Origin of the sequence: Acetobacter sp. UBA5411 (genome assembly GCF_002409645.1) — a bacterium.
GTDB lineage: Bacteria > Pseudomonadota > Alphaproteobacteria > Acetobacterales > Acetobacteraceae > Acetobacter.
In genome coordinates, this window is sequence record NZ_DHNR01000033.1 from 19,367 (window position 1) to 45,047 (window position 25,681).

Annotated in this window: 18 protein-coding genes and 1 riboswitch; of the genes, 7 read left to right on the forward strand and 11 right to left on the reverse strand. The window is 57.3% G+C overall.

Annotation, left to right across the window (positions count from 1 at the left end; translation table 11 throughout):
* Nucleotides 1-10: 10 nt before the first annotated feature.
* Nucleotides 11-1,150 (reverse strand): DegT/DnrJ/EryC1/StrS family aminotransferase, encoded by a 1,140-nt coding sequence (locus tag B3759_RS11035; RefSeq protein ID WP_291365972.1) that lies wholly within the window; start codon nucleotides 1,148-1,150, stop codon nucleotides 11-13.
* Entirely contained in the window at nucleotides 1,147-3,162 is a 2,016-nt protein-coding gene (locus B3759_RS11040) for a polysaccharide biosynthesis protein (RefSeq protein ID WP_291365973.1), read from the reverse strand. Before B3759_RS11040 ends, B3759_RS11035 begins: the two co-directional genes overlap by 4 nt.
* A gap of 88 nt (nucleotides 3,163-3,250) precedes the next feature.
* Between B3759_RS11040 and B3759_RS11045 the strand changes: the two genes are divergently transcribed.
* The 3 genes from B3759_RS11045 to B3759_RS11055 all read left to right on the forward strand — a co-directional run bounded on the left by B3759_RS11045 (nucleotide 3,251) and on the right by B3759_RS11055 (nucleotide 7,990).
* Entirely contained in the window at nucleotides 3,251-4,285 is a 1,035-nt protein-coding gene (locus tag B3759_RS11045; protein WP_291365974.1) for a UDP-phosphate alpha-N-acetylglucosaminephosphotransferase, read from the forward strand.
* 117 nt (nucleotides 4,286-4,402) lie between these two features.
* Nucleotides 4,403-4,609, forward strand: a riboswitch (cobalamin riboswitch).
* A gap of 311 nt (nucleotides 4,610-4,920) precedes the next feature.
* Nucleotides 4,921-6,963, forward strand: a complete 2,043-nt coding sequence (locus B3759_RS11050) for a TonB-dependent receptor (protein ID WP_291365975.1) — start codon at nucleotides 4,921-4,923, stop codon at nucleotides 6,961-6,963.
* On the forward strand, nucleotides 6,953-7,990 hold the full coding sequence (locus B3759_RS11055; protein WP_291365976.1) for a HoxN/HupN/NixA family nickel/cobalt transporter: 1,038 nt from the start codon (nucleotides 6,953-6,955) through the stop codon (nucleotides 7,988-7,990). Before B3759_RS11050 ends, B3759_RS11055 begins: the two co-directional genes overlap by 11 nt.
* Before the next feature lie 143 nt (nucleotides 7,991-8,133).
* Here the strand turns inward: B3759_RS11055 and B3759_RS11060 are convergent, their stop codons facing one another.
* The 3 genes from B3759_RS11060 to B3759_RS11070 form a co-directional block, all read right to left on the reverse strand.
* Nucleotides 8,134-8,580 carry a hypothetical protein gene (locus B3759_RS11060; protein WP_291365977.1) on the reverse strand — a complete coding sequence of 149 codons (447 nt, stop codon included), beginning with the start codon at nucleotides 8,578-8,580 and terminating at the stop codon, nucleotides 8,134-8,136.
* A 316-nt stretch (nucleotides 8,581-8,896) separates the two neighbouring features.
* Nucleotides 8,897-9,241 carry a MarR family transcriptional regulator gene (locus B3759_RS11065; RefSeq protein ID WP_291366076.1) on the reverse strand — a complete coding sequence of 115 codons (345 nt, stop codon included), beginning with the start codon at nucleotides 9,239-9,241 and terminating at the stop codon, nucleotides 8,897-8,899.
* Between the two features lie 261 nt (nucleotides 9,242-9,502).
* Complete coding sequence (locus B3759_RS11070) at nucleotides 9,503-10,915, reverse strand: leucyl aminopeptidase family protein (RefSeq protein ID WP_291365978.1); 1,413 nt, start codon at nucleotides 10,913-10,915, stop codon at nucleotides 9,503-9,505.
* A gap of 126 nt (nucleotides 10,916-11,041) precedes the next feature.
* Here B3759_RS11070 and B3759_RS11075 point away from each other — a divergent pair, with 126 nt between their 5' ends.
* A complete protein-coding gene (locus B3759_RS11075) occupies nucleotides 11,042-13,663 on the forward strand; it encodes a helicase-related protein (RefSeq protein ID WP_291365979.1) in 2,622 nt (873 codons plus the stop codon).
* A gap of 183 nt (nucleotides 13,664-13,846) precedes the next feature.
* Nucleotides 13,847-14,179 (forward strand): ferredoxin FdxA, encoded by a 333-nt coding sequence (gene fdxA / locus B3759_RS11080; RefSeq protein ID WP_291365980.1) that lies wholly within the window; start codon nucleotides 13,847-13,849, stop codon nucleotides 14,177-14,179.
* A gap of 784 nt (nucleotides 14,180-14,963) precedes the next feature.
* Here the strand turns inward: fdxA and cyoD are convergent.
* From cyoD to B3759_RS11105, 5 genes are all read right to left on the reverse strand, one after another.
* Nucleotides 14,964-15,299: a cytochrome o ubiquinol oxidase subunit IV gene (gene cyoD, locus B3759_RS11085; protein ID WP_291365981.1), complete on the reverse strand. Its 336-nt coding sequence runs from the start codon at nucleotides 15,297-15,299 to the stop codon at nucleotides 14,964-14,966.
* Nucleotides 15,299-15,904 carry a cytochrome o ubiquinol oxidase subunit III gene (gene cyoC / locus B3759_RS11090; RefSeq protein ID WP_291365982.1) on the reverse strand — a complete coding sequence of 202 codons (606 nt, stop codon included), beginning with the start codon at nucleotides 15,902-15,904 and terminating at the stop codon, nucleotides 15,299-15,301. The genes cyoD and cyoC overlap by 1 nt, the downstream gene beginning before the upstream one ends.
* Entirely contained in the window at nucleotides 15,904-17,895 is a 1,992-nt protein-coding gene (gene cyoB, locus B3759_RS11095) for a cytochrome o ubiquinol oxidase subunit I (RefSeq protein WP_291365983.1), read from the reverse strand. The genes cyoC and cyoB overlap by 1 nt, the downstream gene beginning before the upstream one ends.
* A 7-nt stretch (nucleotides 17,896-17,902) precedes the next feature.
* Complete coding sequence (gene cyoA / locus B3759_RS11100; RefSeq protein ID WP_291365984.1) at nucleotides 17,903-18,826, reverse strand: ubiquinol oxidase subunit II; 924 nt, start codon at nucleotides 18,824-18,826, stop codon at nucleotides 17,903-17,905.
* A gap of 472 nt (nucleotides 18,827-19,298) precedes the next feature.
* Entirely contained in the window at nucleotides 19,299-20,063 is a 765-nt protein-coding gene (locus B3759_RS11105; RefSeq protein WP_291365985.1) for a Bax inhibitor-1/YccA family protein, read from the reverse strand.
* A 565-nt stretch (nucleotides 20,064-20,628) separates the two neighbouring features.
* Here B3759_RS11105 and B3759_RS11110 point away from each other — a divergent pair.
* Together B3759_RS11110 and B3759_RS11115 are read left to right on the forward strand one after the other, a co-directional pair.
* On the forward strand, nucleotides 20,629-22,860 hold the full coding sequence (locus tag B3759_RS11110) for a PQQ-dependent dehydrogenase, methanol/ethanol family (protein ID WP_291365986.1): 2,232 nt from the start codon (nucleotides 20,629-20,631) through the stop codon (nucleotides 22,858-22,860).
* 57 nt (nucleotides 22,861-22,917) lie between these two features.
* Nucleotides 22,918-24,348 carry a cytochrome c gene (locus tag B3759_RS11115; RefSeq protein ID WP_291366077.1) on the forward strand — a complete coding sequence of 477 codons (1,431 nt, stop codon included), beginning with the start codon at nucleotides 22,918-22,920 and terminating at the stop codon, nucleotides 24,346-24,348.
* A 348-nt stretch (nucleotides 24,349-24,696) separates the two neighbouring features.
* Here the strand turns inward: B3759_RS11115 and argB are convergent, their stop codons facing one another.
* On the reverse strand, nucleotides 24,697-25,602 hold the full coding sequence (gene argB, locus B3759_RS11120) for an acetylglutamate kinase (protein ID WP_291365987.1): 906 nt from the start codon (nucleotides 25,600-25,602) through the stop codon (nucleotides 24,697-24,699).
* Between the last annotated feature and the right edge of the window lie 79 nt (nucleotides 25,603-25,681).

Genomic DNA, 25,681 nt, shown 5'->3' on the forward strand with positions numbered 1-25,681 from the left:
TGTCAGTCCTTTAGCCACGCACGGCGGCGATCACGCGGGCGACCTCCGCATCTGTCAGTTCGGGGTGGATCGGCAGCGCCAGAATCCTCTGCGCAAGGGATTCGGACACCGGCAGCGCAACGCCGTCATGATGATCCCGATAGGCAGGCTGATGATGTAGCGGCAGCGGATAATAGATCGCCGAGGGCACACCTGCCGCTTTCAGTCGCTCCTGTGTCGCGCTCCGCTCGCCGGAATCCGTCAGCAGCACGGAATAGATCGCCCACGCGCTGGCGCTGTCAGGCACACGGGCGGGAACGGTCACCACATCCTTCAGTCCGGCGTCATAGGCGTTCGCAATCGCATCGCGCCGGGCCAGTTCTTCCTTGAACACGTCCAGCTTGGCCAGCAGAACCGCCGCCTGCAACGTGTCGAGACGACCGTTCATGCCGGTGCGCAGCACTTCGTAGCGGGTCTTACCTTCGCCATGCGTGCGCAGCGAACGATAAAGATCCGCCCGTTCCGCATCATCGGTCAGGATCGCGCCGCCATCGCCGTAACCGCCGAGCGGCTTGGACGGGAAAAAGGACAACGTCGTCGCAACGGCTTCCGCGCCAAGATTGCGGCCATGATACGCGCCGCCAAAGGACTGGGCGCAGTCATCCATCAGGAACAGGCCGTAGTCCGAAGCAATCTCGCGCAAAGCCTCCCACGGCGCGGGCTGGCCGAACAGGTCTACACCGACAATCGCACGCGGCTTGAGCTTGCCGTCCTTGCGGACCTTTTCGATCCGCTGACGCAGATTGTCCGGGTCGATCTGGAAGGTGGCAGGATCGACATCCACGAAAACCGGCGTCGCCCCCAGAACCAGAGGCACTTCCGCCGTCGCCGTGTAGGTGAAGGCCGGCAGGAACACGGCGTCGCCGGGCCCGACATTCTCCGCCATCATAACGATCTGGAGCGCATCCGTACCGGACGAGACACCGACGCAATGGCCGACTCCCGACCATGCGGCGAGCCGTTCTTCCAGTTCCGTCACCTCTGGACCCAGCACAAAGCGGCAATGTTCCAGAACCGCATCGATCCGCTGCTTCAGCGGTGCGCCGAGGCGACGCTGCTGGGCTGGAAGATCAAGGAAAGCAATCGGCTTCTGCCCGTCCGGCGTGGTCATGAGGTCAAGCTCTCCCTGTCCTGATCGGTGTCCGGCGCGGCGTCATTCGCCTCGCCGGTCGCGTTGTGATCGAATTCCGGCACAAGATAGCGCAACACGGCCATCGCCGCCTCCGTATCTCCTGCATGCGCCAGAACAGCAATCCGGTCTACCGCGTGCGCCACATCCTGATAGTCCACAACACGCGGGGCTGCCATCAGCAAACCCGGCGCATCCGTGGGAACCGGGGCCTCCCGGCCATGAAACAGCTCCTCGAACAGTTTTTCACCGGGACGCAGGCCCGTAAAGGTGATCTTCACGTCTTCATCGGGTCTCAGGCCCGCAAGCCGGATCATCTGGCGCGCCAGATCGACGATCCTTACCGGCTGCCCCATGTCGAGCACAAAGATACCGCCTTCCCGCAATAGGGCGTCGGTTCCGGCCACGCGCTCCGTCTGCGACGGCTTCTCGGCCATGTCCTGCTCAAAGCGAAGACCGTCAGTTCCCCGCACGCTGGCTTGCAGGACAAGACCGACCGCCTCCGGCACAGTCATGAAATAACGCCGCATGTCAGGATGCGTGACGGTCAGCGGACCACCGCGCTCAAGCTGTCTGCGGAACAGCGGCACGACCGAACCGGTTGAGCCCAGAACATTGCCAAACCGGACGGTTACGCAACGCAACGGTTCGCCAGCATGACGCGTGGTGATGTCGAGCGCCTGACAGTACATCTCGGCCGCCCGCTTGCTCGCGCCCATCAGGCTGGAGGGATTCACCGCCTTGTCGGTCGAGATCATCACCAGCGCCCGCACACCATGACGCCGGGCCGCATCCGCCACGATCCGGGTGCCGACCACGTTGGTCAGCAAGCCTTCGCAGGCATTCGCCTCGACAATCGGCACATGCTTGAGCGCGGCTGCGTGAAAGACCAGCGCCGGACCGAACTGCGCGAACACCTCGTCGATGCGGTCGCTGTCGCGCACATCGGCCACAATCACGCTGCGCGAAACATGCGGAGCCAGCTCACCCAGTTCCACGTCGATCTGCCACAGAGCAAACTCGCCATGATCCAGAAGCACCAGATGTTTCGGGCCAAATCCCGCGATCTGCCGTGCAAGCTCGGAGCCGATGGTACCACCTGCACCTGTGACCACCACGACTTCACCGCGGATCATGCGCTCCATGCCTGCCTTGTCGAGCGGCACCTGTGGTCGATTCAGAAGATCCTCGAGGGCGACAGGACGCAGTGCGATCCGGTCCGCCGGCGTCAGATCCGTCAGAACGGGAGCCCGCATGACGGCGATTGCGTGCGTCTCGGCAGCTTCCAGAACACGCGCAAGCCCGCTGCCCCGAAAATTCGGATCGGTCACCACCAGCGTATCCGGCAGCGTGCCCTGCGCATCCATCGCGTTCAGCAGCGCCGCGACATCGGTGACATGGCCAAGGATGGGCACATTATGGATGCGACGACCGGCCTGATGCGTCCCCTGCCCGATCAGACCCGTCACACGGACACCTGCCTCCGGATTACGATCGAGCGCCCGGAGATACAGGTCAGCGACCTGATCCGCGCCGATCAGCACCACCCGGCGTTGCGCGATGCTGCGACGCGTGATCCCGTTGCACAGGCGATAGGCCATGCGCAGGCCGCCCAGCATGGCCGTTAGGGTCAGCGCGTAGATGAGCGGAAAGGTCGGGCTCGGCAGCGGAAAGCCCGTGGCATAGAGCCCCAGTGTGAACAGCGCCGAACTGGCGATGGACGCGCCCGCAATACCGAGAAGATCGGACAGGCCGGAAAAGCGCCAGTATTGCTGCGGCATCCTGAACGGCAGGCCACTGACCACCAGCGTGATCGCGCCACCCGCCAGAAACCATAGCGGATGCAGCAGCCCGTCACGCGGCGCGGCCAGCCATCGGGCGAACGGCGCGGCAACAGCGGCCACACTGCCGTCAAGCAGAACGTTGACCAGAATCCGATTGAGTGGTCGCAGCCGGGTATTTCGCGGCGCGACATCCGGGCGTTGCGGGACCATCACGCTCGCCGTATAGCCCAGCTATGCGTCGGCTAGAAGCAACGAAGCCGAGGTTTTTCATATCAGCTCGTGGCTTTCGATGTTTCACATGTATCCGGCTCTCGGCCTTCTGCTCCTTGCCTACGTCATTTCGGCGCTTCTCTGCCGCCGGATGATCGCGGTCGCCGTGCTCGACACGCCGGGACATCGCAGCGCGCACACGGCTCCAACGCCAAAGGGCGGAGGCGTCGGTGTGATCGGGGCGTTTCTGCTCCTGTTTTTCCCGATGCGTTATCTCTGTGGCGTGCCCGCTCTCACGCCTGACAGCGTGACATTCTGGTGTGCGATCGCCTTTCTGGCCATCATTTCATGGCTCGACGACGTGTATCAGTGGTCGCCCCTGATCAAACTTGCCGCCCAGATCCTGTCCGCCATCATGGTCACCGCCGCCATCCTGCCCATGGGTGGATTTGCAAGTCCCGCATGGTTTCTCGTGGCCGCCATGGGCGCGACCCTGTGGACAGTGTTCGTGACGAATGCAGTCAACTTCATGGACGGCCTCAACGGGCTAGTTTCCGGAACGCTCTGTCTGGCGTTCCTCTGTCTTGCCCTGCCCTTCTGGCCTTCGGATACGCCGGAACTGCGTCTTATCGCGGCTCTGCTGACTTTCGGGCTGCTGGCGTTCCTGCCACTAAACTTTCCTCATGCCCGCATCTTTCTCGGCGATGTAGGCAGTCAGGCCTGCGGGCTGCTCATCGCCGCTGCGATGCTGGTTCTGGCGACACCTTCCATCGCTCCCGCGATTCCTGATCTTCACGCAGCCCTTCTCGTTCCCTGCCTGATTGCAGGATTGCTCTATGATGTGGCCTTCACCCTTGTCCGCCGCGCTTTCGCTGGAGAAAAGCTGTTACAGGCGCATCGGGGGCATCTTTACCAAATAGCCTTCCGCTCTGGTGTGCCGATGCCGGTTGTGACCCTGCTGCACTGGGGTTTTGTGCTGTGGGGCGCGGGGATGTATGCGCTGCTTTCCCTGCCGCCTGTCGAATCAGTCTGGCTGACCATTGCATCTGTTGTTCTGCCGCAGCTTGTCTGGACGGCGTTTGTGGTGCTGCGAGTGAAAAAACACCCCGTGGGGCGGTGGTAGAACGGAAGCATCCGCCCTGTAAGGCTGGTCCCAGACAGGCGAAATTTCTGTGCATCAAACTCATCAACACCAGCCCCGAACGTCACCGGAAGGATTGACACAACCGGGACATTACAGTTCTGGTGCGGCCTGCATGGTTCTTCGTTCTGTTTCGGCAGAATGAAGCTAAGAGGGAAGTCCGGTGCAAGACCGACGCTGCCCCCGCAACTGTAAGTGGCGAGTTGCCAATCGCCCGTATGTCACTGGAGACAGTTCGTTTCCGGGAAGACTGATTGGCCACGATGACCCATGAGCCAGGAGACCTGCCGTGCATGTTTTCAACCACCGGCGGGGTGCCCGGGGCGGCTGTGCTTCGCGTCACGGTTTTCTCACTGTAAACCTGATGCGCATATGTCTGCCCTGTTCCTGTCATACTGAACGGGGTTCAGATGACTTTACGTTTTCCGGACAGGCAGACCGAACGCTGCGGTACTGTTCGTTATTCGCGATTGACTCTGCACCAGTGCTATCCGGTTTTTCCTCTCTGTTTTTCGTTTCTGTTCAGCGGTCTGCTTTTCTTGTCAGATGACGCCATCGCTGCGTCGGAGAGTCCCCCTCCGCCGAGAAGCGGCCAGAAAACAACCACAACGAAAAACGTGCGTACCAAAACTCTCAAGCCCGCAGTCGAACAGATCAATGTCACGGCTTCCCGCCGTAACCTTCTGGGACGGGCTGCAACAGCAAGCGAAGGCTCCATTACGGCCCGGGAAATCCAGCTCCGTCCGGCTTATCGTGTCGGTCAGATTCTGGAGGCCGTCCCTGGTCTGGTCGTCACGTCTCACTCAGGCGAGGGAAAAGCCAACCAGTTCCTTCTGCGTGGCTTCAATCTGGATCACGGCACCGACCTCGCCACTTTCGTGGATGACATGCCCATAAACGGCGTCAGCAACGCGCATGGTCAGGGCTATACGGACCTCAACTTTCTCATTCCCGAGTTGCTGTCAGGCGTGGACTACACCAAAGGCCCGTTTCACGCCGATATCGGGGATTTCGGCGTTGCGGGTTCGGATCACATGAAACTCGCGGATGATGTGCCTCGACAGATCTCCCTGAGCGCCGGGACGCTGGGAGATTATCACGCCTATCTGGGTGGGACAGCGCATCTCGGGAATGGCGATCGCTGGGTCAACGCTTTCAGTCTTTCCCATACGGATGGTCCGTGGAAATATCCTGACAATGCCAGAAGTATCAAGGCGATTACCCGTTATACGCATGGTGATGTAACGAACGGCTTTGATCTCACCGGGATGTTCTATCGCGGGCAGTGGCGCGCCACGAACGATCAGCCTCTGGCCGCCTATAGCGAAGGACTGATCGGTCGATACGGTTCGCTCGACCCGACGGATGGAGGATTTTCAGAGAGGTACAGCCTGTCTGGACACTATCATCTTGCCGACGACAACTGGAAATGGGTGACGAGCGCTTTTGCCTCGCATGACCGGCTGACACTGTGGAATAATTTCACACATTATCTGGACGATCCGATCAATGGCGATCAGCAGCAGCAGGACGAAACCCGCACGACTGTTGGGGGCAGCAGCACTTATTCACGGCAGGATCATGTCGGACGGGTGGAGACAGACACGCAGGTTGGTGTGCAGGGACGGTATGATTTCCTGTATGTCGATCGGCGACACACACGGCAACGCGTGACACTGGCAGCCTGCCCGTCCAGTCTGGAAGCAACGGTTCCCTATCTCTGCAATGCGGACAACATCAATCTTGGCTCCGCCGGAATGTTCGTTCAGAACACAACGCACTGGCTACCGTGGTTTCGAATGATTGTTGGTCTGCGCGAGGACTATCAGGGGGGCACGGACAGCAATCTGGTAGATGACAGTCTGACGCGCAAACATCAGTGGCTCTTTCAACCCAAGGGAAGTCTGGTCTTTGGTCCCTGGAAGAAAACCGAATTTTACCTGAGTGGCGGACGAGGTTTCCATTCCAATGACTTCCGGTCAGTATCCGGTTCTTATGCTTCGGATGAATTTGCCAAGGGATCGGTCAAAGTGCCTCTCATGACATCCGCTGTCAGCGGAGAAGCCGGAGTAAGAGCTACTCCACTTCGACATCTGAATGTGCAGGCGGCCGCCTTCATCATCGATTTTGATTCCGAACTCAGTTACGACGGAGACGCCGGCGTCACGTCGCCCGGTCCAGCCAGCCGCAGACAGGGCGTTGAACTCTCCGCGCAGTACAATCCTTTTACCTGGCTTGAATTCAATACCGACCTGTCTTTTGCGAAGGCGCGCTATCAGGCGAAAAACCTGGCCAGCTACGGTATTGATGGACACTATGTGACAAACGCGCCCAGCTTTGTCTGGTCTTTCGGTATCATTGCTGATCGTGGGCCATGGTATGGCGGCCTGCAGGTCCGCTGGCTTGGCGGCTATCCGCTGGTTGAAGACAACAGTTTACGATCAAAGGGCTATCAGGAGGTCAATCTGAACATCGGTTACCGCTTCACGAAGACTCTCAAACTGGAAGCCAGCGTCTTCAATGCCTTCAATGCCCATGCCTACGCCGCGCAATACGCCTATGATTATCGCCTGACACCGACCTCGGCAGTGCAGTCCGGAGCGACCGGCCATCCCATTGAGCCGATCTCGGCGCGATTTGCGGTGCAGTATGGCTTCTGATCTCGCTCAAGCGCCTCAACCTGCTCTACGCCTGCGTATTATCGTGCTGGGAAGCTGTCTGGTTCTTGCCAATCTGGGAATCTGGATGTGGGCACTCGTGCTTTTCAGGCACTCCCCTGTTTTGCTGGGTAATGCCTTAATTGCTTACGGGTTTGGCCTCCGGCATGCCGTGGACGCGGACCATATCGCCGCCATTGATAACGTGACCCGTCAACTCATCCAGATGGGCAAACGCCCGCTGACGCTGGGCCTGTGGTTTGCGATCGGACATTCAACGCTAGTCGTGATCGCCACATTCGGCACGATCGTGCTTTCCCACACTTTGCAGGATCATCTGGAAATATGGCGCAATATTGGAGGCGTGATCAGCACAGTCATCTCGGCAGGATTTCTGTTCATTCTCGCCCTGATCAATCTTCTGGTTCTGCATTCGACCTGGCAGACCTACCGAAATGTCAAAAAGCATGGGGAAGAAAAGCCTGAAACAATCGAGAAGATTCTGGCTCAGAAAGGCGTGCTCGCCCGCTTTCTCAGACCGTTATTCCAGCTGGTTTCCAAAAGCTGGCACATGTTTTTTCTCGGCTTTCTGTTCGGGCTGGGGTTCGATACGGCAACGGAAGTCTCCCTGCTCGGTCTGTCGGCATCCGAGGCCAGCCGTGGCATCGCCATTGCATCCATCATGATTTTTCCAGCACTTTTTGCCGCAGGCATGTCCCTCATTGATACGGCGGATGGTGTGCTGATGACAGGTGCCTACCAATGGGCCTTTGTCGATCCTCTTCGTAAACTCCGTTATAATATCGCCATCACTCTGGTTTCCGTGCTTGTCGCACTCGTCATAGGCAGCATCGAAGCGCTCAACCTTGTTGCCGATCAGTTCAATGCACAGGGAAAACTCTGGAATCTTGTTGCGTCATTGGGAGACAACTTCAACACGCTTGGTTTTATTGTAATCGGACTGTTTGCTTTGGCGTGGGCCGGTTCAGCCGTCATCTATCGGTATGGCAAGGATAAGCCGTCGATCTGATAAACAGAGCCGCATTGAATCTGGCTTTGAAAAGACTTGAACAGCAGGTTCCACGAAATGCTTCGGCTTTTCATCGCCTCAGACACTAAAAAGCCGGAGACCTTTCGATCTCCGGCTCGCGTTCCCATCACAGGTGACAGCGTTTATTTCAGAGGCTCGAACGTCAGGCCGCCAGCACCAGCGGAAAGACGCGCACCCTTGGCGTCGCTCTCAAGCTTGAGGCGAACGCCGTGCTTGTTCTCAAGAACAGCCCCACCCAGTCCGCTGCCCAATGTGGCTTCGCCGCTTGTGGCTGCAAAAGTGCCTTCCATATCGGCAGCATTGTGCAGGTTATAGACAGTGCCCTTGCTGACCACCTCAGAGAAACCAACGGCCGCGATCTGACCGCCTGTGACCTTGTAGCGATACGTCTTTTTGTTGAACGTCAGACGGGCGTCGCCCCACGTGTAACCGACACCAAGATCAGCCGATTTGGTCTTGATGGTCAGGCTGCCTGAGGGCGTGCCAAGCGTATCAGCCGCCATGGCCGGGGCTGCGAAATACGTTGCGGCAGACAGGGCGGCAGCAACGGCAAAAGGTGTGAAACGCATTGTGGGCTCCTTAAGTTTTCCCAACAGAACCTGAGGGGTATCGGCGTCTATTGTGCAGCGATAACGCCTGAACCCGTCATCCGGTTCACCGAGCCATTCAGCCACAGTCCCGGCCACTCGGCAAATCAGATCACCTCCTTGAAAAAGGCATTTTATATTTTATCAGCAGGTGACCTCTGAGCGGATCGCTGCTCTCTCATCCCCTTGTCGAGAGCAAAGAGCAAAACCCTAAAAACATGCGTGCCGCATACACAGGCCATAAAAAAAGGCCACTCCAAGGAGCGGCCTTTTTGGATAGTCTCGACAGGCGCGTCTGTTACGCCGCGCGACGTCCGGCGCGCGGAGCACGCTCTTCAGACGCTTCCTTGCGAGCGGCAGGAGCTGCTTCACCCATGATGGAGCGGATCTCACGAAGATAGGCAGCGCCTTTCAACGTGCGCTGAACCAGCACCGAACGACGATCGAGCGGATCAACCTTGCGACGGGCCAGATCCAGTTCGCCGAGACGGTCCAGAGCGCGGGTGATGGCAGGCTTGGACACATTCAGCTCGGAAGCGAGACCGCGAACGGTGTGACCTTCTTCCTGAAGATAGCAGGTCAGGAAAACGGCCAGCTGGCGAGCGGAAAGATCCGGACCATCACGACGGACGAGCGAAACCATCGTGTCACGCAGCGTGTTGACCAGTTGGTCAGCTGTCGCATTCGTCTGGGTCTTCGCCGCGGCCTTCGCTGCGGATGCGGTCCGGAGTGTCGTTGTCCTGGCCTGTGCCATCATATTATTCCCTGTTTCCAGACAGGTAAGGTTAGCGCCCTGTCCCCGACACGCGGTCGGCTTCATTATCTTGTTGCAAGCACATATAGATTGTTCTGAGACGATTTAAAGCCGTAACAAATGAATAGTTTTTTAGGGTAATCGTTATTTTCACGAATTTAATAAATCCGTCATCCCCAGCACATGCGGAAGAGCCGCATAAATCGCCCGCAACCCAAGGATTTCGCCACCTTCCGGCTTTCCGGGGCGTGTTGAATCATTCCATGCATAGCTGTCGATATGCGTCCAATGCACATCAGATTCAATAAAACGCTCAAGAAACAAAGCCGCCGTAATGGCCCCGGCAAACGGTTTAGACGAAATGTTATTGAGGTCTGCTACAGAACTTTTCAGCCAGTGCCGGTATCCATCCCACAGAGGCAGTCGCCAGAAAGGATCGGAGACAGTTTTTCCTGCTTCAAGCAGTCCTTCGACCATCGCATCATTATTACCGAGCACAACGGGCAGGTCCGGCCCAAGCGCCACACGGGCCGCGCCAGTGAGCGTCGCCACATCAATCAGCGCTGTCGGATGAGTCTCACTGGCTTCGGTCAGCAGATCGGCCAGCACCAGCCGTCCTTCCGCGTCGGTATTGCCGATTTCAACCGTCAGGCCGTTTCTGGCCGTCACCACGTCCAGTGGCCGCATCGCCGTGCCGGAAACCGAATTCTCCACGCAACCAAGACGCATTTCCAGTCGTAGCGGCAGATCCTGCGCCATGATGAGACGCGCCAACGCCAGAACGGTCGCAGCACCTCCCATATCCTTCTTCATCCGCAACATGCCGGACGCGGGCTTGATGTCGTAGCCACCGCTGTCAAAACATACACCCTTGCCGACCAGCGACAGGAGCGGCGCGTCTTTCTTCGCTTTCGATCCAGCCCAGTGCGCCACCACCACACGCGGACGTCGCTCGGAACCATTCCCGACATGCGCGACCAGCGGGTAGGCCACCTCAAGCGCTTTTCCCTTGATGATCTTCACTTTGGCGTCAAAGGGCTCCAGCGCCGCCTGAGCTGCCTTGGCCAGATCCTCCGGTCCCAGCAGATTGGCGGGCGCATTGATCAGATCACGTCCCAGCCAGATCGACTCCGCCATCTCCAGAGCCAGCGAATCCGGCTTCTTTTCATAGAGATGCACCTGCAACGGTTTCGTTTCACCCAGCACATAACGATACGCGCCCAGAGCAAAACCAAGCACGGCGACACTGCGATCCACATCATCCGGCAGCGAGAGTGTCCAGTTGCCTTTTGGCAGATCTCTGGCCAGCCCACCGAACACGAAAGGATCAATCCTGTCGGGAGCAGGCAGGCCAAGTAGCGCCGTCACCTCGCCCGAAGCGTCCGGCACCAGCACCAACTGTCCCGAGGCAGCCGTAAAACCGGTGTCCACCGCAAAACGCGCGCCAGTCGCCCCTACAATCGCTGTCAGTTCCTTGGCGCTGGCCGTCCGGACGCCGTGCACCACGCCGACTGATCCCTTTACGCGTCCCGTAACAATGCATTCCAGCCCGTTTGCACGCATCGCGTCTCTCCATACTTGATGAACAGTCAATGGACGCAGGCTGCTCCCGAACATCCCCGGACGCAACATTGCCCGCGATCACAACCGGCCCTTGCATTTCCCGTCGAGCCATCGGACCATGCCTGCATGACAGGGTTCTCCACCCACCCGTTTCCGCTTTGCCCCCTCCCCGCCTGTGCTCCGGCGGGCGCCGACGGTTCTTTCGCCAGATCGTCTGGCCATAGTTTTCATGGCGCAGCGGGTCGCGAGACAGATCATCATCTTCACGCCATCCTTGGACCGACCAACACCGGCAAGACGCATTTCGCCATCGAGCGGATGCTGGCGCATCCCTCTGGCATCATCGGTTTTCCGCTCAGGCTTCTGGCGCGTGAGAATTACGAGCGGCTGGTCGCCCGAAAGGGAGCCTCCCGCGTCGCGTTGATCACCGGCGAGGAGAAGATCATTCCACCCGATGCGCGGTGGTTTTCCTGCACTGTTGAAGCCATGCCTGTCGACAGACAAGTGTCCTTTCTTGCCATCGACGAAATCCAGCTCTGCGCTGATCCGGAACGAGGTCATATCTTCACGTCCCGCCTGCTTCATGCACGCGGAACCGGAGAGACACTTTTCCTCGGGGCAGAAACCATCGCGCCCCTGATGCGTCGGCTGGTGCCCGAGATCACCATCGACACCCGCCCGCGCCTATCGGCGCTGACCTTCACAGGTCCGACTCGGCTGGAAAAACTGCCTGCCCGATCGGCCATTGTAGCGTTCTCCGCCGCCGAACTGTACGCCATTGCGGAGCTGATCCGGAGCCGTCGGGGTGGATGTGCCGTGGTCATGGGGCAGATGTCGCCCCGCACACGCAATGCACAGGTGGAGCTCTACCAGAATCGGGAAGTCGATTATCTCGTCGCCACAGACGCCATCGGCATGGGTCTCAACATGGACATTGCCCATGTCGCCTTTGCCGGTCTTGCAAAGTTCGATGGTTCGCGGCGGCGACCTCTCACCGCATCAGAAATTGCACAGATCGCCGGACGGGCCGGGCGCGGTGCAAAAGACGGCACGTTCGGCACGACGGGACGGTGCCCCCTGATGCCTGATCCGATCATCGAGGCTGTCGAAAACCATCAGTTCGATCCACTCGAACGGCTGATCTGGCGGAATGACAAGCTGGATTTTTCCAGTCCACGCGCTCTGATGGCCAGCCTGTCAGTGCCGCCACCGATGCGCGGCCTACAAGCCAGTGAGCCAACCAGTGACGCGCTGATCCTCGCTACGCTCGCGCACGAACCCCAGATCATGGCCACTGCCACGGGGCGAGCCCACACAAAAATGCTGTGGGACGTGTGTCAGATTCCGGATTTTCGCAAGATTGGCGAGCGGAGCCATGCGCAACTCTGTAGCCGTGTATTCAGCCTGCTGGTCGAGCAGCGTCGTCTGCCCGCCGCGTGGATGGAAGAGCAGCTTGGACGCCTCGATCGTGTAGACGGCGACGTCGATACGCTCATGCAGCGCCTCGCCGGCATCCGCATCTGGTCCTACATCGCCAACCGGGAGCACTGGGTCAGGAATGCCCCGGTCTGGCAGGAACGCACACGGGTCGTGGAAGACAAGGTTTCGGACGCCCTGCATGAGCGTCTGACCGCCCGTTTCGTTGACAGACGCTCAGCGCATCTGATCCGGCTGCTCGAAAATGAAAATAATGCGCCGCTTCTTTCCGCGGTCAAAAGCGATGGCGAAGTCGTTGTCGAAGGTCATCCGGTCGGCAGAATGCAGGGCTTCCAGCTTCATCTTGATTCGGATCTGCCGCAATCGGATCGCGCCACCCTCGCCCGCGCCGCCCGCCGTGCTCTAAGAACCGAGATTCCCCTACGTGTGCAAGCCTGTCAGCACGCCGACGACACCGCTTTCATGCTTGATCACCGGACTGGTGACATCACTTGGGAAGGCGTCGAAATTGCCCGTTTGCGCGCCGGACGCGATGTGCTGCATCCGACAATCATGTTGCGCGGTGACGATCTTCTGGACACGCGCCAGCGAGAGAGTGTCCGGACGCGCCTTTCAGAATTTGTCTCGCGGCACATTGAACAGGAGTTGGCTCCTCTCTTCAGAACCCATGCCCGTGCTGCTGCCAGCGCCGAGACACGCGGTGCGCTTCACGAAATGATGGAAGGTGCCGGACAGGCTCGCGCCCGTTTTCCGCTGACAAAGCATCATCCTCTCCACCGTCTGGGCGTGCATTGCGCCTTGGGCTGGCTTTATCTGCCGAGCCTGCTCAAGCCACGCCCCATGCGTTTCCGTGCTCTTCTGATGGCCGTGCATTCTGGTGCTGGCGCGTTGGAAATGCCGCCTCCTTCTGCCGTATCGGTTCCGGTGACGGCATTTCCCTCCGCGCATTTTGATGAGCTTGGATGGCCCGCCTGCGGTCCTGTGCGACTCCGTCTCGATATGGCGGAAAAGCTGGTGCGAACATTATCTTTCCGGACGCGACAGAACAGTGTAGCGTTGCCTGAGCATTTCGCTCCCTGGCTGGGCACGAAGGCAGCGGATGTGCCTGCCATACTGCGTGCGCTCGGTCTGCGACTGGAAGCCCCCCGCCCACTCCCGTCCAACATGGCGGGTCCAAACCCGTTCTGGGTGGTTTCCAGACCCCAGAACGGCCCGAAAAAGCATCACTTACGGTCAGTAAAATCACGACGTCCCGCAAAGGAAACGCCCTTTGCCGTCCTCTCATCCCTGCTGATTCGCACACCCGCCTGAATATCTTTCATGCAACAGTGCATATGGGCCATTCGGCAACACCGGTGCGTTTTCCGCACCAATGGCTTGCTTCTGTAGGAAATCCGCCGCATAGGTGCGCCTCGATATGCGGGCTGAGTTCCGACCGTCCGTTCACACCCGGCTTTGACGCCAGTGTCAGGCCCCTGATAATCGGAGATGACGATGACCTACGTGGTCACTGAAAACTGCATTCGGTGCAAGTTCATGGATTGCGTGGAAGTCTGCCCGGTAGACTGCTTCTACGCTGGCGAGAATTTTCTCGTCATTAATCCTGATGAATGCATCGATTGTGGTGTTTGCGAACCGGAATGCCCGGCCGAAGCCATTTTCCCTGACAGCGATGATCGCGCCACGCCGTGGGCCGAAATCAACACGAAATATGCTGCGGTGTGGCCGAACATTACTCGCAAAGGCACAGCTCCTGCCGATGCGGAAGAGTGGAAAGACAAGCCTAACAAAAAAGAGCTTCTTTCTCCGGAGCCTCAGAAAGACTGATCGGACGCTGTCTGTGTCTGGACAAAGCCTGCCCCTCAAAAGGGGCAGGCTTTTTTTATGGATTGTATGGAACCGCGTCTCTCACTTTCTGGATAGAAGCGTGGTGTGCACAGTTGAATGCAAGGCGCTGGCTTTTCAGGGCTTTGCCACGCTCCACACAAAGAAACGCGGTCCCTTTAATTCCGGTTTACTGGCGAAAACTGTATGAGTGGCAGAGAAATGCCTGTTTACTGTTGGCATACAGGAACAGTTCAATAAATATTTGATTGCGACGTATTTGCAGACCAGAAGGCCACTGTTTTGATGCGTCCTTCAAATAGTGAAGTCTGAAATGGGCGTCTTTCCTCATTCTGGAGATCGTTGGTCATCAGTCTGATGGTCCCCAATGCCATCGCCAGTCTCCGGCCGTCTTGGCTTGGCAGGTCAGCAAAAACGAAACGATTGCTATCCCATCGACAAGCATTACCAGACCTTCGGCCAGCAATGGCCGCGTCAGATCCAGCCAAGGAAAACGACCAGAGTCGGAATCAGCGTTACTCCTAAAAAGAGTATCCACAGACTCCATCCCTGCCAGGTGATCGGCGTCCGGCACCATACCCATAACGTCTGACAGCAAACCACGCCTGAGAAGAGCGTCTGTCCATCGGCACATTTCCACTTATGTCGATCAGCCATCGCGATAAGTCTGGTTTAGCATGTCATAAAAAAAGCCCCACCCGAATTAACGGGTGGGGCTTTTCCAGACCACTCATCCAGTCGCCGAAGTGACCGGACAGATAATCTTTTAGCGCGACATCATGTGTGCGGCTGTGTTGTCCATGATGAACATCGTGCCGACAAAGAAGATCGCAACAAAGCCAAGGGTGAACAGGAAGACTTTGTTATTCCAGGCCTGCTCAGCTGTTGTGCTCATGTGCAGGAAGAAAATCAGGTGAACGACCACCTGAATCGCCGCAAGCACAGTGATGGCCATCAGCGTTGCTGAAGGTGAGAGGCTATGCCCCATCACCACCATAAACGCTGCGGCAGTCAGGATAACGGCAAGAACAAACCCGATGATATACGAGGTTGCGTTACCGTGGCTCGAGCCCCCATGGGCTGCTGAATGGTCGTTACTCATCAGATCATGCTCGCCAGATAGACATAGGTGAACACGCAGATCCACACGATGTCGAGGAAGTGCCAGAACAGGCTCAGCATGGTGAGCTTGTTCATCATACGCTCATTGATCGCGCTCACGCCGGACAGCTGGACGATCATGACGACCAGCCAGACCAGACCACAGCTCACGTGAAGACCGTGAGTTGAAACCAGGGTGAAGAACGCGGACAGGAACGCACTGCGATCCGGACCAGCGCCGTCTGCGATCATGTGAGCGAATTCCCTGAGCTCAAGGAACACAAACCCAAGACCAAGGAGGAAGGTAACGGCCAGCCACATCTGGACTGATTTGATCTGACCCTTGTGGGCCGCGATCATGCCGAAACCATAGGTGATGCTCGAGATCAGGAGGAGCGCTGTTTCCAGCGCAAGCCCCGAAATTTCGAACAACTCCTTACCTGTCGGTCCACCGGCAAACTGGTTCCGGAGGACCGCAAAGACGGCGAACAGCGATCCGAAGATGATGCAGTCCGTCATCAGATACACCCAGAACCCGAACACCGTCGGAAGTTCGTGGTGTTCGTGCTCTGCGTGCGCGTCAGAGAGAGTTGTATCGTGCGCCATTACTCAGCCGCCTGTGCCATAAGTTTGCGGGAGTGCTCGTTCTCGATCCGGGCAACTTCCTCGGCGGGGATGTAGTAATCAACATCCTGGTTCGCACTGCGTGCGATAACCGTCGCGAAAACACCCACAAGAGCGATCGCTGCCAGCCACCAGATGTACCAGATCGCAGCGAAGCCAAGCACGAAGCTGAACGCACCGACCAGGAAACCGGCCGCCGTGTTCTTCGGCATGTGAATCGGCTGGTAAGGTCCACCTGCCTGACGCGTGTCGATACCGTTTTCCTTGTCGTGCATGAATGCATCGAATTCATGAACGTGCGGAACGATAGCGAAGTTGTAAGGCGGCGGCGGTGAAGACGTTGACCACTCGAGCGAACGGCCATTCCACGGATCACCGGTCACGTCACGGTTCTCAGCAAGGTTCATGTCACGGATGGAGACATAAAGCTGGGTAACCTGACAGACGATACCGAACAGGATCATCACGGCGCCGATTTCAGCAATCAGAAGCCAAGGATGCCATGCCGGGTTGCTGTAGTGGTTCAGACGACGCGTCATGCCTTCGAAGCCGAGGACATAAAGCGGAACGAACGCAAAGTAGAAGCCGACAAACCAGCACCAGAACGCCCGCTTGCCCCAGGTTTCGTTCAGCTTGAAGCCGAAGACCTTCGGGAACCAGAAGTTCATGCCACAGATGTAGCCGAAATACACACCGCCGATGATGACGTTATGGAAGTGGGCGATGAGGAAGAGACTGTTATGAAGAACAAAGTCAGCAGCCGGGATCGCCATCATCACGCCGGTCATGCCGCCGATGGTGAAGGTGACCATGAAGCCGACAGCCCAGTACATCGTGGCGTGAAATTCAACGCGCCCCTTGTACATCGTGAACAGCCAGTTGAAGAGCTTAACGCCCGTCGGGATGGAGATGATCATCGTCGCGATACCGAAGAACGCGTTGACGTCAGCACCTGCACCCATGGTGAAGAAGTGATGAACCCAGACGACGAACGACAGCACCATGATGGCGCAGGTCGCATAGACCATCGTCGCATAACCGAAGATCGGCTTCTGTGAGAACGCCGGAACGACTTCCGAGAACACACCAAACGCCGGGATAACGAGAATGTAAACTTCCGGATGACCCCAGGTCCAGATCAGGCTCAGATAGAGCATCTGGTTGCCGCCGCCGTCATTCGTGAAGAAGTGCATCCCGAAATAACGATCAAGGCCAAGAAGAGCGATAGCCACGGTCAGAACCGGGAAGGCGATCATGATCAGCACGGAAGCGCAGAAAGCGGTCCATGTGAACACGGGGATCTTCATCCAGGTCATGCCAGGAGCACGCATCTTGACGATGGTGACGAAGAAGTTGACGCCTGTCAGCAGCGTGCCGACACCCGAAATCTGAACTGCCCAGATATAGTAGTCGACACCGACACCGGGGCTGAACTGGTTTTCGGACAGCGGCGGATATGCCAGCCAGCCGCACTGAGAGAACTCACCGATGAACAGTGAGACGTTGATCAGCGCGAAGGCGACTGCCGTCATCCAGAAGCTCAGGTTGTTCAGGAACGGGAAAGCAACGTCGCGTGCACCGATCTGAAGCGGCACCACGAAGTTGAACAGAGCCGTCATGAACGCCATCGCCATGAAGAAGATCATGATCGTGCCGTGGGCCGAAAAGATCTGGTCATAGTGATGAGGCGGCAGATAGCCGGGGTTACCCGCGTAAGCCAGCGCAAGCTGGGTACGCATCATGATGGCATCGGCAAAGCCACGCACAAGGGCAAGCAGAGCGACGACGACATACATCACCGCCAGACGCTTATGGTCAACGGAAGTCAGCCACTCTTTCCAGAGATAGCCCCACTTTCCGAAATACGTAATCAGGCCGAGAACGGCGATACCAGCTATCGCGACGCCGATGAACGTACCGACAAGGATCGGCACATCCAACGGGATATCCGCGAACGATAATCTCCCTAGCATTTTGATCCTACTCCTTCATGTTCATGTCGGACATCGCGGACTGAACGTGGATCATTTTGCCCGTGCTCTTGTCCATGACCATGCCGTTATTGTACTTCGCCACGATCTGGTCGAAGAGGTTCGGCTCGACATGAGAATAGTATTTGACCGGCTCGGCCTCGCTTGGAGCAGCAAGACGCGGGTAGGTCTGGTCATCCAGCTGATCGGATGAAGAACGCACCTTCTCGACCCATGCTGCATACTGATCCTGCGGCATTGCGAGTGTACGGAACTCCATGTCGGAGAAGCCGCGACCACTGTAGTTGGCTGACTCACCAAGGTAGTCGCCAGCTTCCGTCGCCATCAGGTGAAGCTGCGTCTGCATGCCCGCCATGGCGTAGATCATGGAGCCAAGACGCGGAATGAAGAACGAGTTCATCACGGCATCGGACGTGATGACGAAGTGAACCGGCTTGTTCACCGGGATCGCCAGCTGGTTGACTGTGGCAATACCCTCATCCGGGTAGATGAAGAGCCATTTCCAGTCCAGAGCCACAACTTCAACCTCGAGAGGCTTCGTCGTCGCTTCTGCGTCCAGCGGACGATAGGGATCGAGTGAGTGGCAGGTCTGATAGGTGATGACCGCCAGATAGATGATGATCAGGGTTGGGATACCCCAGATCGCCGCCTCGATCTTATTCGAGTGGCACCACTTGGGAAGATATTCGGCTTCCGTGTTCGTCTGCCGATATTTCCACGCAAAATAGCATGCCATGATGATTGTCGGGACAACCACAATGAGCATTGCGACCGTCGACTCAACGATCAAGGTTTTCAATTGGTCTCCCACTGGCCCCTTGGGGTCCAGGATGTCCCATTCACATCCCGCCAGTGGAAGCACCGAAGCGAGACCAGCCAGTCGGGCTGCTCCCTTCAGGTACTTGTTTTTCATCGTACGTCCCTCGATTCTGACATACTTGTAGGTCTCTCTCCAACAAGGTCGTTCCGGATCACACCTGCCCACAGGCACAGATCACTTCCGTCCACGTTGCATTACAACGATTCAATAATCCCACAATTTAGTTATCACAATGCATCATACGCCTTTCCGTTCCGCTGTTTCCTGCCAAAAGCAGCCCTGATCACCCCAAAGATATCATCACGTAATATTTCAATATATTTCGACACTACGGTGTCAGATCAATTTATCGCAACAAACCCGACCTTTCTCACTTTTCCCCTGCTTCACAGAATTGCCATTCTTCTCAAAATTTTTCGCATAAGTGTTATTTTTTTAGATATGCCATGCGTCACACGGGAAGGACACGCTCACTGAACGCGGACATTCCACGAGTCAAAAAAAAGCCCCGACCTCAGGAAGGCCGGGGCAGAGTCGCATCACTCAAAATGAAACTCGACGAGCCTCACTCACTGTTGCTGTTACGGGTTCCCATGAACTGCAGCATGAACTGGAAGAGGTTGATGAAGTTCAGATAGAGGTTCAGCGCATCGTAAACCGAACGCTTTGCCGCTCCCTCAGGACCTTCATAGTAAGCGAACTGCGGATAGGTGACCTTGATCCGCTGCGTATCGAATGCAGTCAATCCAATGAAGAGGAAAACGCCCACCACGCTGTAGATGAAGTAGATCGCCGGGCTACCGAGGAACATGTTCACCAGTCCTGCGATCAGAAGTCCGATCAGACCCATCATGAGGAAAGACTGGAAGCGGATCAGATTGGCTCCGGTGGTGTAGGCCCACAGAGATGTGGCTCCGAAGGTCGCTGCCGTCACCAGGAAGACACGCGCCACCGATACACCGGTATACATCAGAAGGATGCTGGAAAGGCTGGCGCCCATTACCGCACAGAACAGCCAGAACAGTCCCTGCACCGCGGAGCGGGAAAGCCGGTTGACGCCAAACGACATCACCATAACGAAGCCAAGCGGCGCAATCATCGCGAGCCAGCCAAGTCCCGTTGGAGCAACCTGATAGCCCTGCACATGGAAGAACAGGGAACGCACGGAGGGGATTTCCGCGATCAGGTAGGCAACAAGCGCAGTAAGCAACAAGCCTGAGGCCATCCAGTTATAAACACGGAGCATATAAGCCCGCAGCCCTGCGTCCACAGTCGCGGACTGAGCTCCGGTGGCAAAAGGCGACGAACGAAAGTCGCGACTGAAGGACATAACCACTCCTTAAACTGTCAGATGACCTGACGGTGTACCTTATAATTGTGTACATCTATATATGTCTGCCAGAACGCTCTTCAAGCACCCCGTCAAACTGCTTTCTTGCCTCATTATAGAGCATCGCCGGGGCAAAAGGCGACTCTTACAATCACGACGACTGACGATGTACCTTCGAGAAACATTACAGCGTCACCATCGAAACGATTCTGCCGCATCCTGCCTTATGACCATCACCTTTCCGTGAGGCTGGATCAGACTTCTTTCCCTTCAGAATGGCCCAGATTTTCCTGATTGCAGGCTTTTCCAACATAAACAAAAAACAGGGTTCCTTCCGACATAGACCCGTCACAGCACAGGAAAGCGCAATTTTCTGTCCATTTTTTCATGTTATCAAATCGTATCTTCCGTTGAAGCCGTGAGGTTCCCCTTCATTTCACGCATAGGCCGTAATCAGATGACACGATTGACATCATTGGTTCATGTCGGCTGACTACGACACAACGGTAATTCCGCATTGATTTGCCGACTGAATCTGCAATCAGTGAGCATGAGGACTATAACTATGAGCCGTCCCTCAGCCGCCAGGAAGACTTCCTTTCTTGGCCTTCTCGCGGCAGGAACCATCCTGGCCGCGGCCCTGGGTCAGCCTACAGGCGCTGCACGCGCTGCTGACGATCAGGGAGCCACCGGAGAAGCGATCATCCACGCTGATGATCATCCGGAAAACTGGCTCTCCTACGGGCGAACCTACTCAGAGCAGCGCTACAGCCCGCTCGACCAGATCAATCGCCAGAATGTCGGCGATCTGAAGCTGGCCTGGTTCTACGAATTTGACTCCAATCGTGGTCAGGAGGGCACGCCCCTGATCATTGATGGTGTTATGTACGCCTCCACCAACTGGTCCAAGGTCAAGGCCCTGAAGGCTGACACCGGTGAACTGCTATGGGCCTTCGACCCTAAAGTTCCGGGCAATGTCGCCGTCCGCGGCTGCTGTGACACCGTCAACCGCGGTATCGCCTACTGGAACGGCAAGATCTATGTCGGCACCTTCGATGGTCGTTTGATCGCGCTTGACGCGAAGAGCGGCAAGGTCGTCTGGAGCGTCAACACCATTCCCAAAGACGCAGCACTCGGTAAGCAGCGCTCCTATACGGTCGATGGCGCTCCGCGTATCGCCAAGGGCCGCGTGATCATCGGTAACGGTGGTTCCGAATTCGGCGCCCGTGGTTTTGTCTCCGCATTCGACGCCGAGACCGGCAAGCTCGACTGGCGCTTCTTCACCGTTCCGAACGCGAAGAACGAGCCAGATCATGCTGCATCCGACAGCGTGCTGATGAGCAAGGCCTACAAGACCTGGAGCCCGACCGGCGCATGGACACGTCAGGGCGGCGGCGGCACCGTCTGGGATTCCATCGTCTATGATCCCGTCACCGACCTTGTCTATCTCGGCGTCGGCAATGGTTCTCCCTGGAACTACAAGTACCGTTCCAATGGTATCGGCGACAACCTGTTCCTCGGCAGCATCGTGGCGATCAAGCCTGAGACCGGTGAGTATGTCTGGCACTTCCAGGCAACACCGATGGATGAGTGGGATTACACCTCCGTCCAGCAGATCATGACGCTTGATCTGCCGATCAACGGTGAGACCCGCCATGTGGTCGTTCACGCTCCGAAGAACGGCTTCTTCTATGTCCTCGACGCGAAGACCGGCCAGTTCATTCAGGGCAAGAACTACGTCTACGAGAACTGGGCCTATGGCCTCGACCCGAAGACCGGTCGTCCGATCTTCAATCCTGAAGGTCTGTACACGCTGACCGGCAAGGACTGGTATGGCATTCCGGGTCCTCTGGGTGCGCATAACTTCATGCAGATGGCGTACAGCCCGCGCACACATCTGATCTATCTCCCGGCTCACCAGATTCCGTTCGGATATAAAAACCAGGCTGGCGGCTTCAAGCCTCACCCTGATTCCTGGAACGTCGGTCTCGACATGACCAAGACCGGTCTGCCTGACACTCCGGAAGCTCGTGCTGCTTACATGCAGGATCTGAAGGGCTGGCTGATGGCCTGGGATCCGGTCAAGCTGCAGGCTCAGTGGTCGATTGAGCGTCCGGGCGGCTGGGATGGCGGCGTGCTGGCAACTGGCGGCGATCTGGTCTTCCAGGGTCTCGCAACCGGTGAGTTCCATGCCTATGACGCCATAGACGGCAAGGATCTGTTCAAATACGATCTGCAGAGCGGCATCATTGCAAATCCGGTGACCTACAGCGTCAACGGCAAGCAGTATGTTGCGATCGAAGTGGGCTGGGGCGGTATCTATCCGATCTCCATGGGCGGCATGAGCCGTACTGCTGGCTGGACGGTCAATCACTCCTACCTCGCGGTGTTCTCACTCGACGGCAAGGCCAAGCTGCCGACATGGAACAGCATCGGCTTCCTGCCGGTGAAACCACCCGCGCAGTTTGACGAGAAGCTGGTCGACAAGGGCTACTTCCAGTATCAGACCTACTGCCAGACCTGCCATGGCGATAACGCCGAAGCTGGCGGCATGCTTCCGGATCTGCGCTGGTCCGGCGCCATCCGTCACAAGGACGCTTTCTACAACGTTGTGGGACGTGGTGCTCTGACGGCTTACGGCATGGATCGTTTCGATACGTCCATGACGCCTGACGAAATCGAAAGCATCCGGAACTACCTGATCAAACGTGCGACCGACACGTATGAGCGCGAGGTTGAGGCTCGGAAGAATCCGAACCAGATCCCGTCTGCTCCTGCGCTCGGTATCACCCCGTGAAATGGGAGACCGTGAAAAATGGCATCCTTCCAACACAAGCACCGCGGTGGTGAAACAATGATCAAAGGACTCAAAGCTGCGCTTGGCGCAGCCGTGGTCGGGCTTCTTGCAGGGACGGCGCTCAGCGCCTCCCCTGCTCTGGCGCAGAGCGCTGACAGCGATCTGGTCGCCAAGGGCGCTTATGTAGCGCGCCTTGGTGACTGCGTAGCCTGTCATACAGCCCTGCACGGCACGGCTTTTGCCGGCGGCCTCCAGATCAAGACCCCGATCGGTTCGATTTATTCGACCAACATCACGCCTGATCCCAAGACCGGTATCGGCAACTACACGCTGGAAGACTTCGACAAGGCCGTCCGCCACGGTATCCGCAAGGATGGCGCGGCCCTGTATCCGGCAATGCCTTATCCGTCCTTCGCCCGTATGTCGGAAGACGATATCAAGGCACTGTACGCCTACTTCATGCATGGCGTAGCTCCAGTGGATCAGCCCGACAAACCGGCTGACATCTCATGGCCGCTGTCCATGCGCTGGCCTCTCGCCTTCTGGGGCAAGATGTTCGCTCCGGCTCCAAAAGGTTTCACACCGGCTCCCGGTACGGATCCTGTGGTCGCCCGCGGTGAATATCTCGTCACGGGTCCGGGACATTGCGGCGCATGCCATACGCCTCGTGGTTTCTCCATGCAGGAAAAGGCTTACGATGCAGCCGGTGGTGCAGACTTCCTTGGCGGTGGCGCACCGATCGACAACTGGATTGCCCCCAGCCTGCGTAGCGATCCTGTTCTGGGTCTAGGCCGCTGGTCGGAAGATGATCTGGTTCAGTTCCTGCGTTCGGGTCGTATCGATCACTCCGCAGCATTCGGCGGAATGGCCGATGTGGTGGCATGGAGCACCCAGTACTGGTCCGAGGACGATCTTCGCGCCACGGCAAAGTATCTGAAGAGCCTGCCGGAAGTGCCGAAAGCCAAGGGCGATTATACTTACGATCCGTCCACGGCTCAGGCGCTTGATGCTGGCAAGACAGCAGGCATGACCGGTGCCGATGTCTATGTGCAGCAGTGTGCCATTTGCCATCGTAACGACGGTGCAGCTGTAGACCGCATGTTCCCGCCGCTGGCTGGAAACCCTGTTGTCGTCTCCGAAAACCCGACCTCTGTCGCTCACATCGTGGCAGCCGGTGGTGTTCTCCCGCCGACCAACTGGGCTCCTTCAGCCGTCGCCATGCCGGGTTACCAGAAGATTCTGAACGATCAGCAGGTTGCTGACGTCGTGAACTTCATCCGGACCTCATGGGGCAACAAGGCTCCTGCCAACGTAACGGCATCTGATGTCTCCAAGCTGCGTCAGGCCAGCCAGTCTGTTCTGGATCGTCGTTCCTGGACGGATGAGCCAACCAGCACCTCCAGCTGGGGCCTCTTTGGTCCGCAGCCTTATGGTGAGGGATGGACATTCTCTCCGGATACGCATGCTGGTGTAGATAACCCGCAGTAAATCTGGACAAAGTCCTCGACTTGTTCGGGAAGCCACGGAGAGAAATCTCCGTGGCTTTTTTAATTTCATTTTCTGATCGATCGTTTGCAATCAAGGTCAGTCAGCAAGCCATGCAATCTTGCCAGCGTTCAATAACGTTCAATTTTAAAATCTGACTGATAGTTCTGAAGTGAGTATTTGATTGGAAGAGGTGTCGTTCTACTCAGTTAAGACCAGAAGCGGCGCTTGGATCCTGTTCAACAACTTTAATGTTTCTCTTCGAAAACAAGGCTATTCACAAACTACCAACAAAAAAAGGGCGTCCAAAAGACGCCCCTTCTCATTTCAGCCCATTAAAAGTGAGAAAGATCAGTCAGCCCGGATCAATGTTCCTGAGCCAGCACGAGTAAACAGTTCCAGCAAACAGGCATGCGGCACACGGCCGTTCACGATGACCGCCGCTTTTGCCCCAGCCTGCACGGCTTTCAAGCAGGTTTCCACCTTCGGGATCATGCCACCCGAGATCATGCCGGACGCAATGCCCTTGCGCGCTTCTTCCGCTGTGAGTTCAGAAATCAGCTTTCCATTCTCGTCCAGCACACCCGGCACATCCGTCAGCATCAGCAGACGCGAGGCATGAATGGCGCCCGCAATCGCACCCGCCACGGAATCCGCATTGACGTTGAAGGTCTCACCATTATGGCCGCCTGCGACCGGCGCAATCACCGGAATGAGTCCTGAACCCGAAAGAGCATAGAGCACCTGCGGGTTGATCTCGTCCGGGTCGCCGACAAAACCAAGATCCAATGTCTGCTCAATGCCTGTGACAGGATCTTTGACCTTGCGCAGCAGCTTGCTGGCTTTCACCAGACCGCCATCCTTGCCTGAGACACCTACCGCCAGCGCCCCTGCTTCATTGATGAGCGTTGCGACCCGTTTGTTGACGGAGCCGCACAGCACCATCTCAACGACATCAATCGCGGCCGCATCCGTGACACGGAACCCATCAACGAAAGAGGACTTTACCTGAAGGCGTTCAAGCATCTGGTTGATCTGCGGGCCGCCACCGTGAACAACCACCGGGTTGATGCCGACCAACTTCAGCAGGGCAATATCCTTGCCGAATGTCTGGGCCAGTTCCGGATCACCCATGGCATGACCACCATACTTCACGACGATGGTGTCACCAGCATAACGGCGCAGGAAAGGCAGCGCTCCGGCAAGTGTTGCCGCCTGCTGCAAGGCGTCCGCCGTAGGAAGTCCCTGATCCGTCATTTCAACTCCACATGTCCTGAAAACATGGCCCAGTCCAGCGGGGCCGGAGAAGTCGGGATTGCGGAATCCCGACACTCAT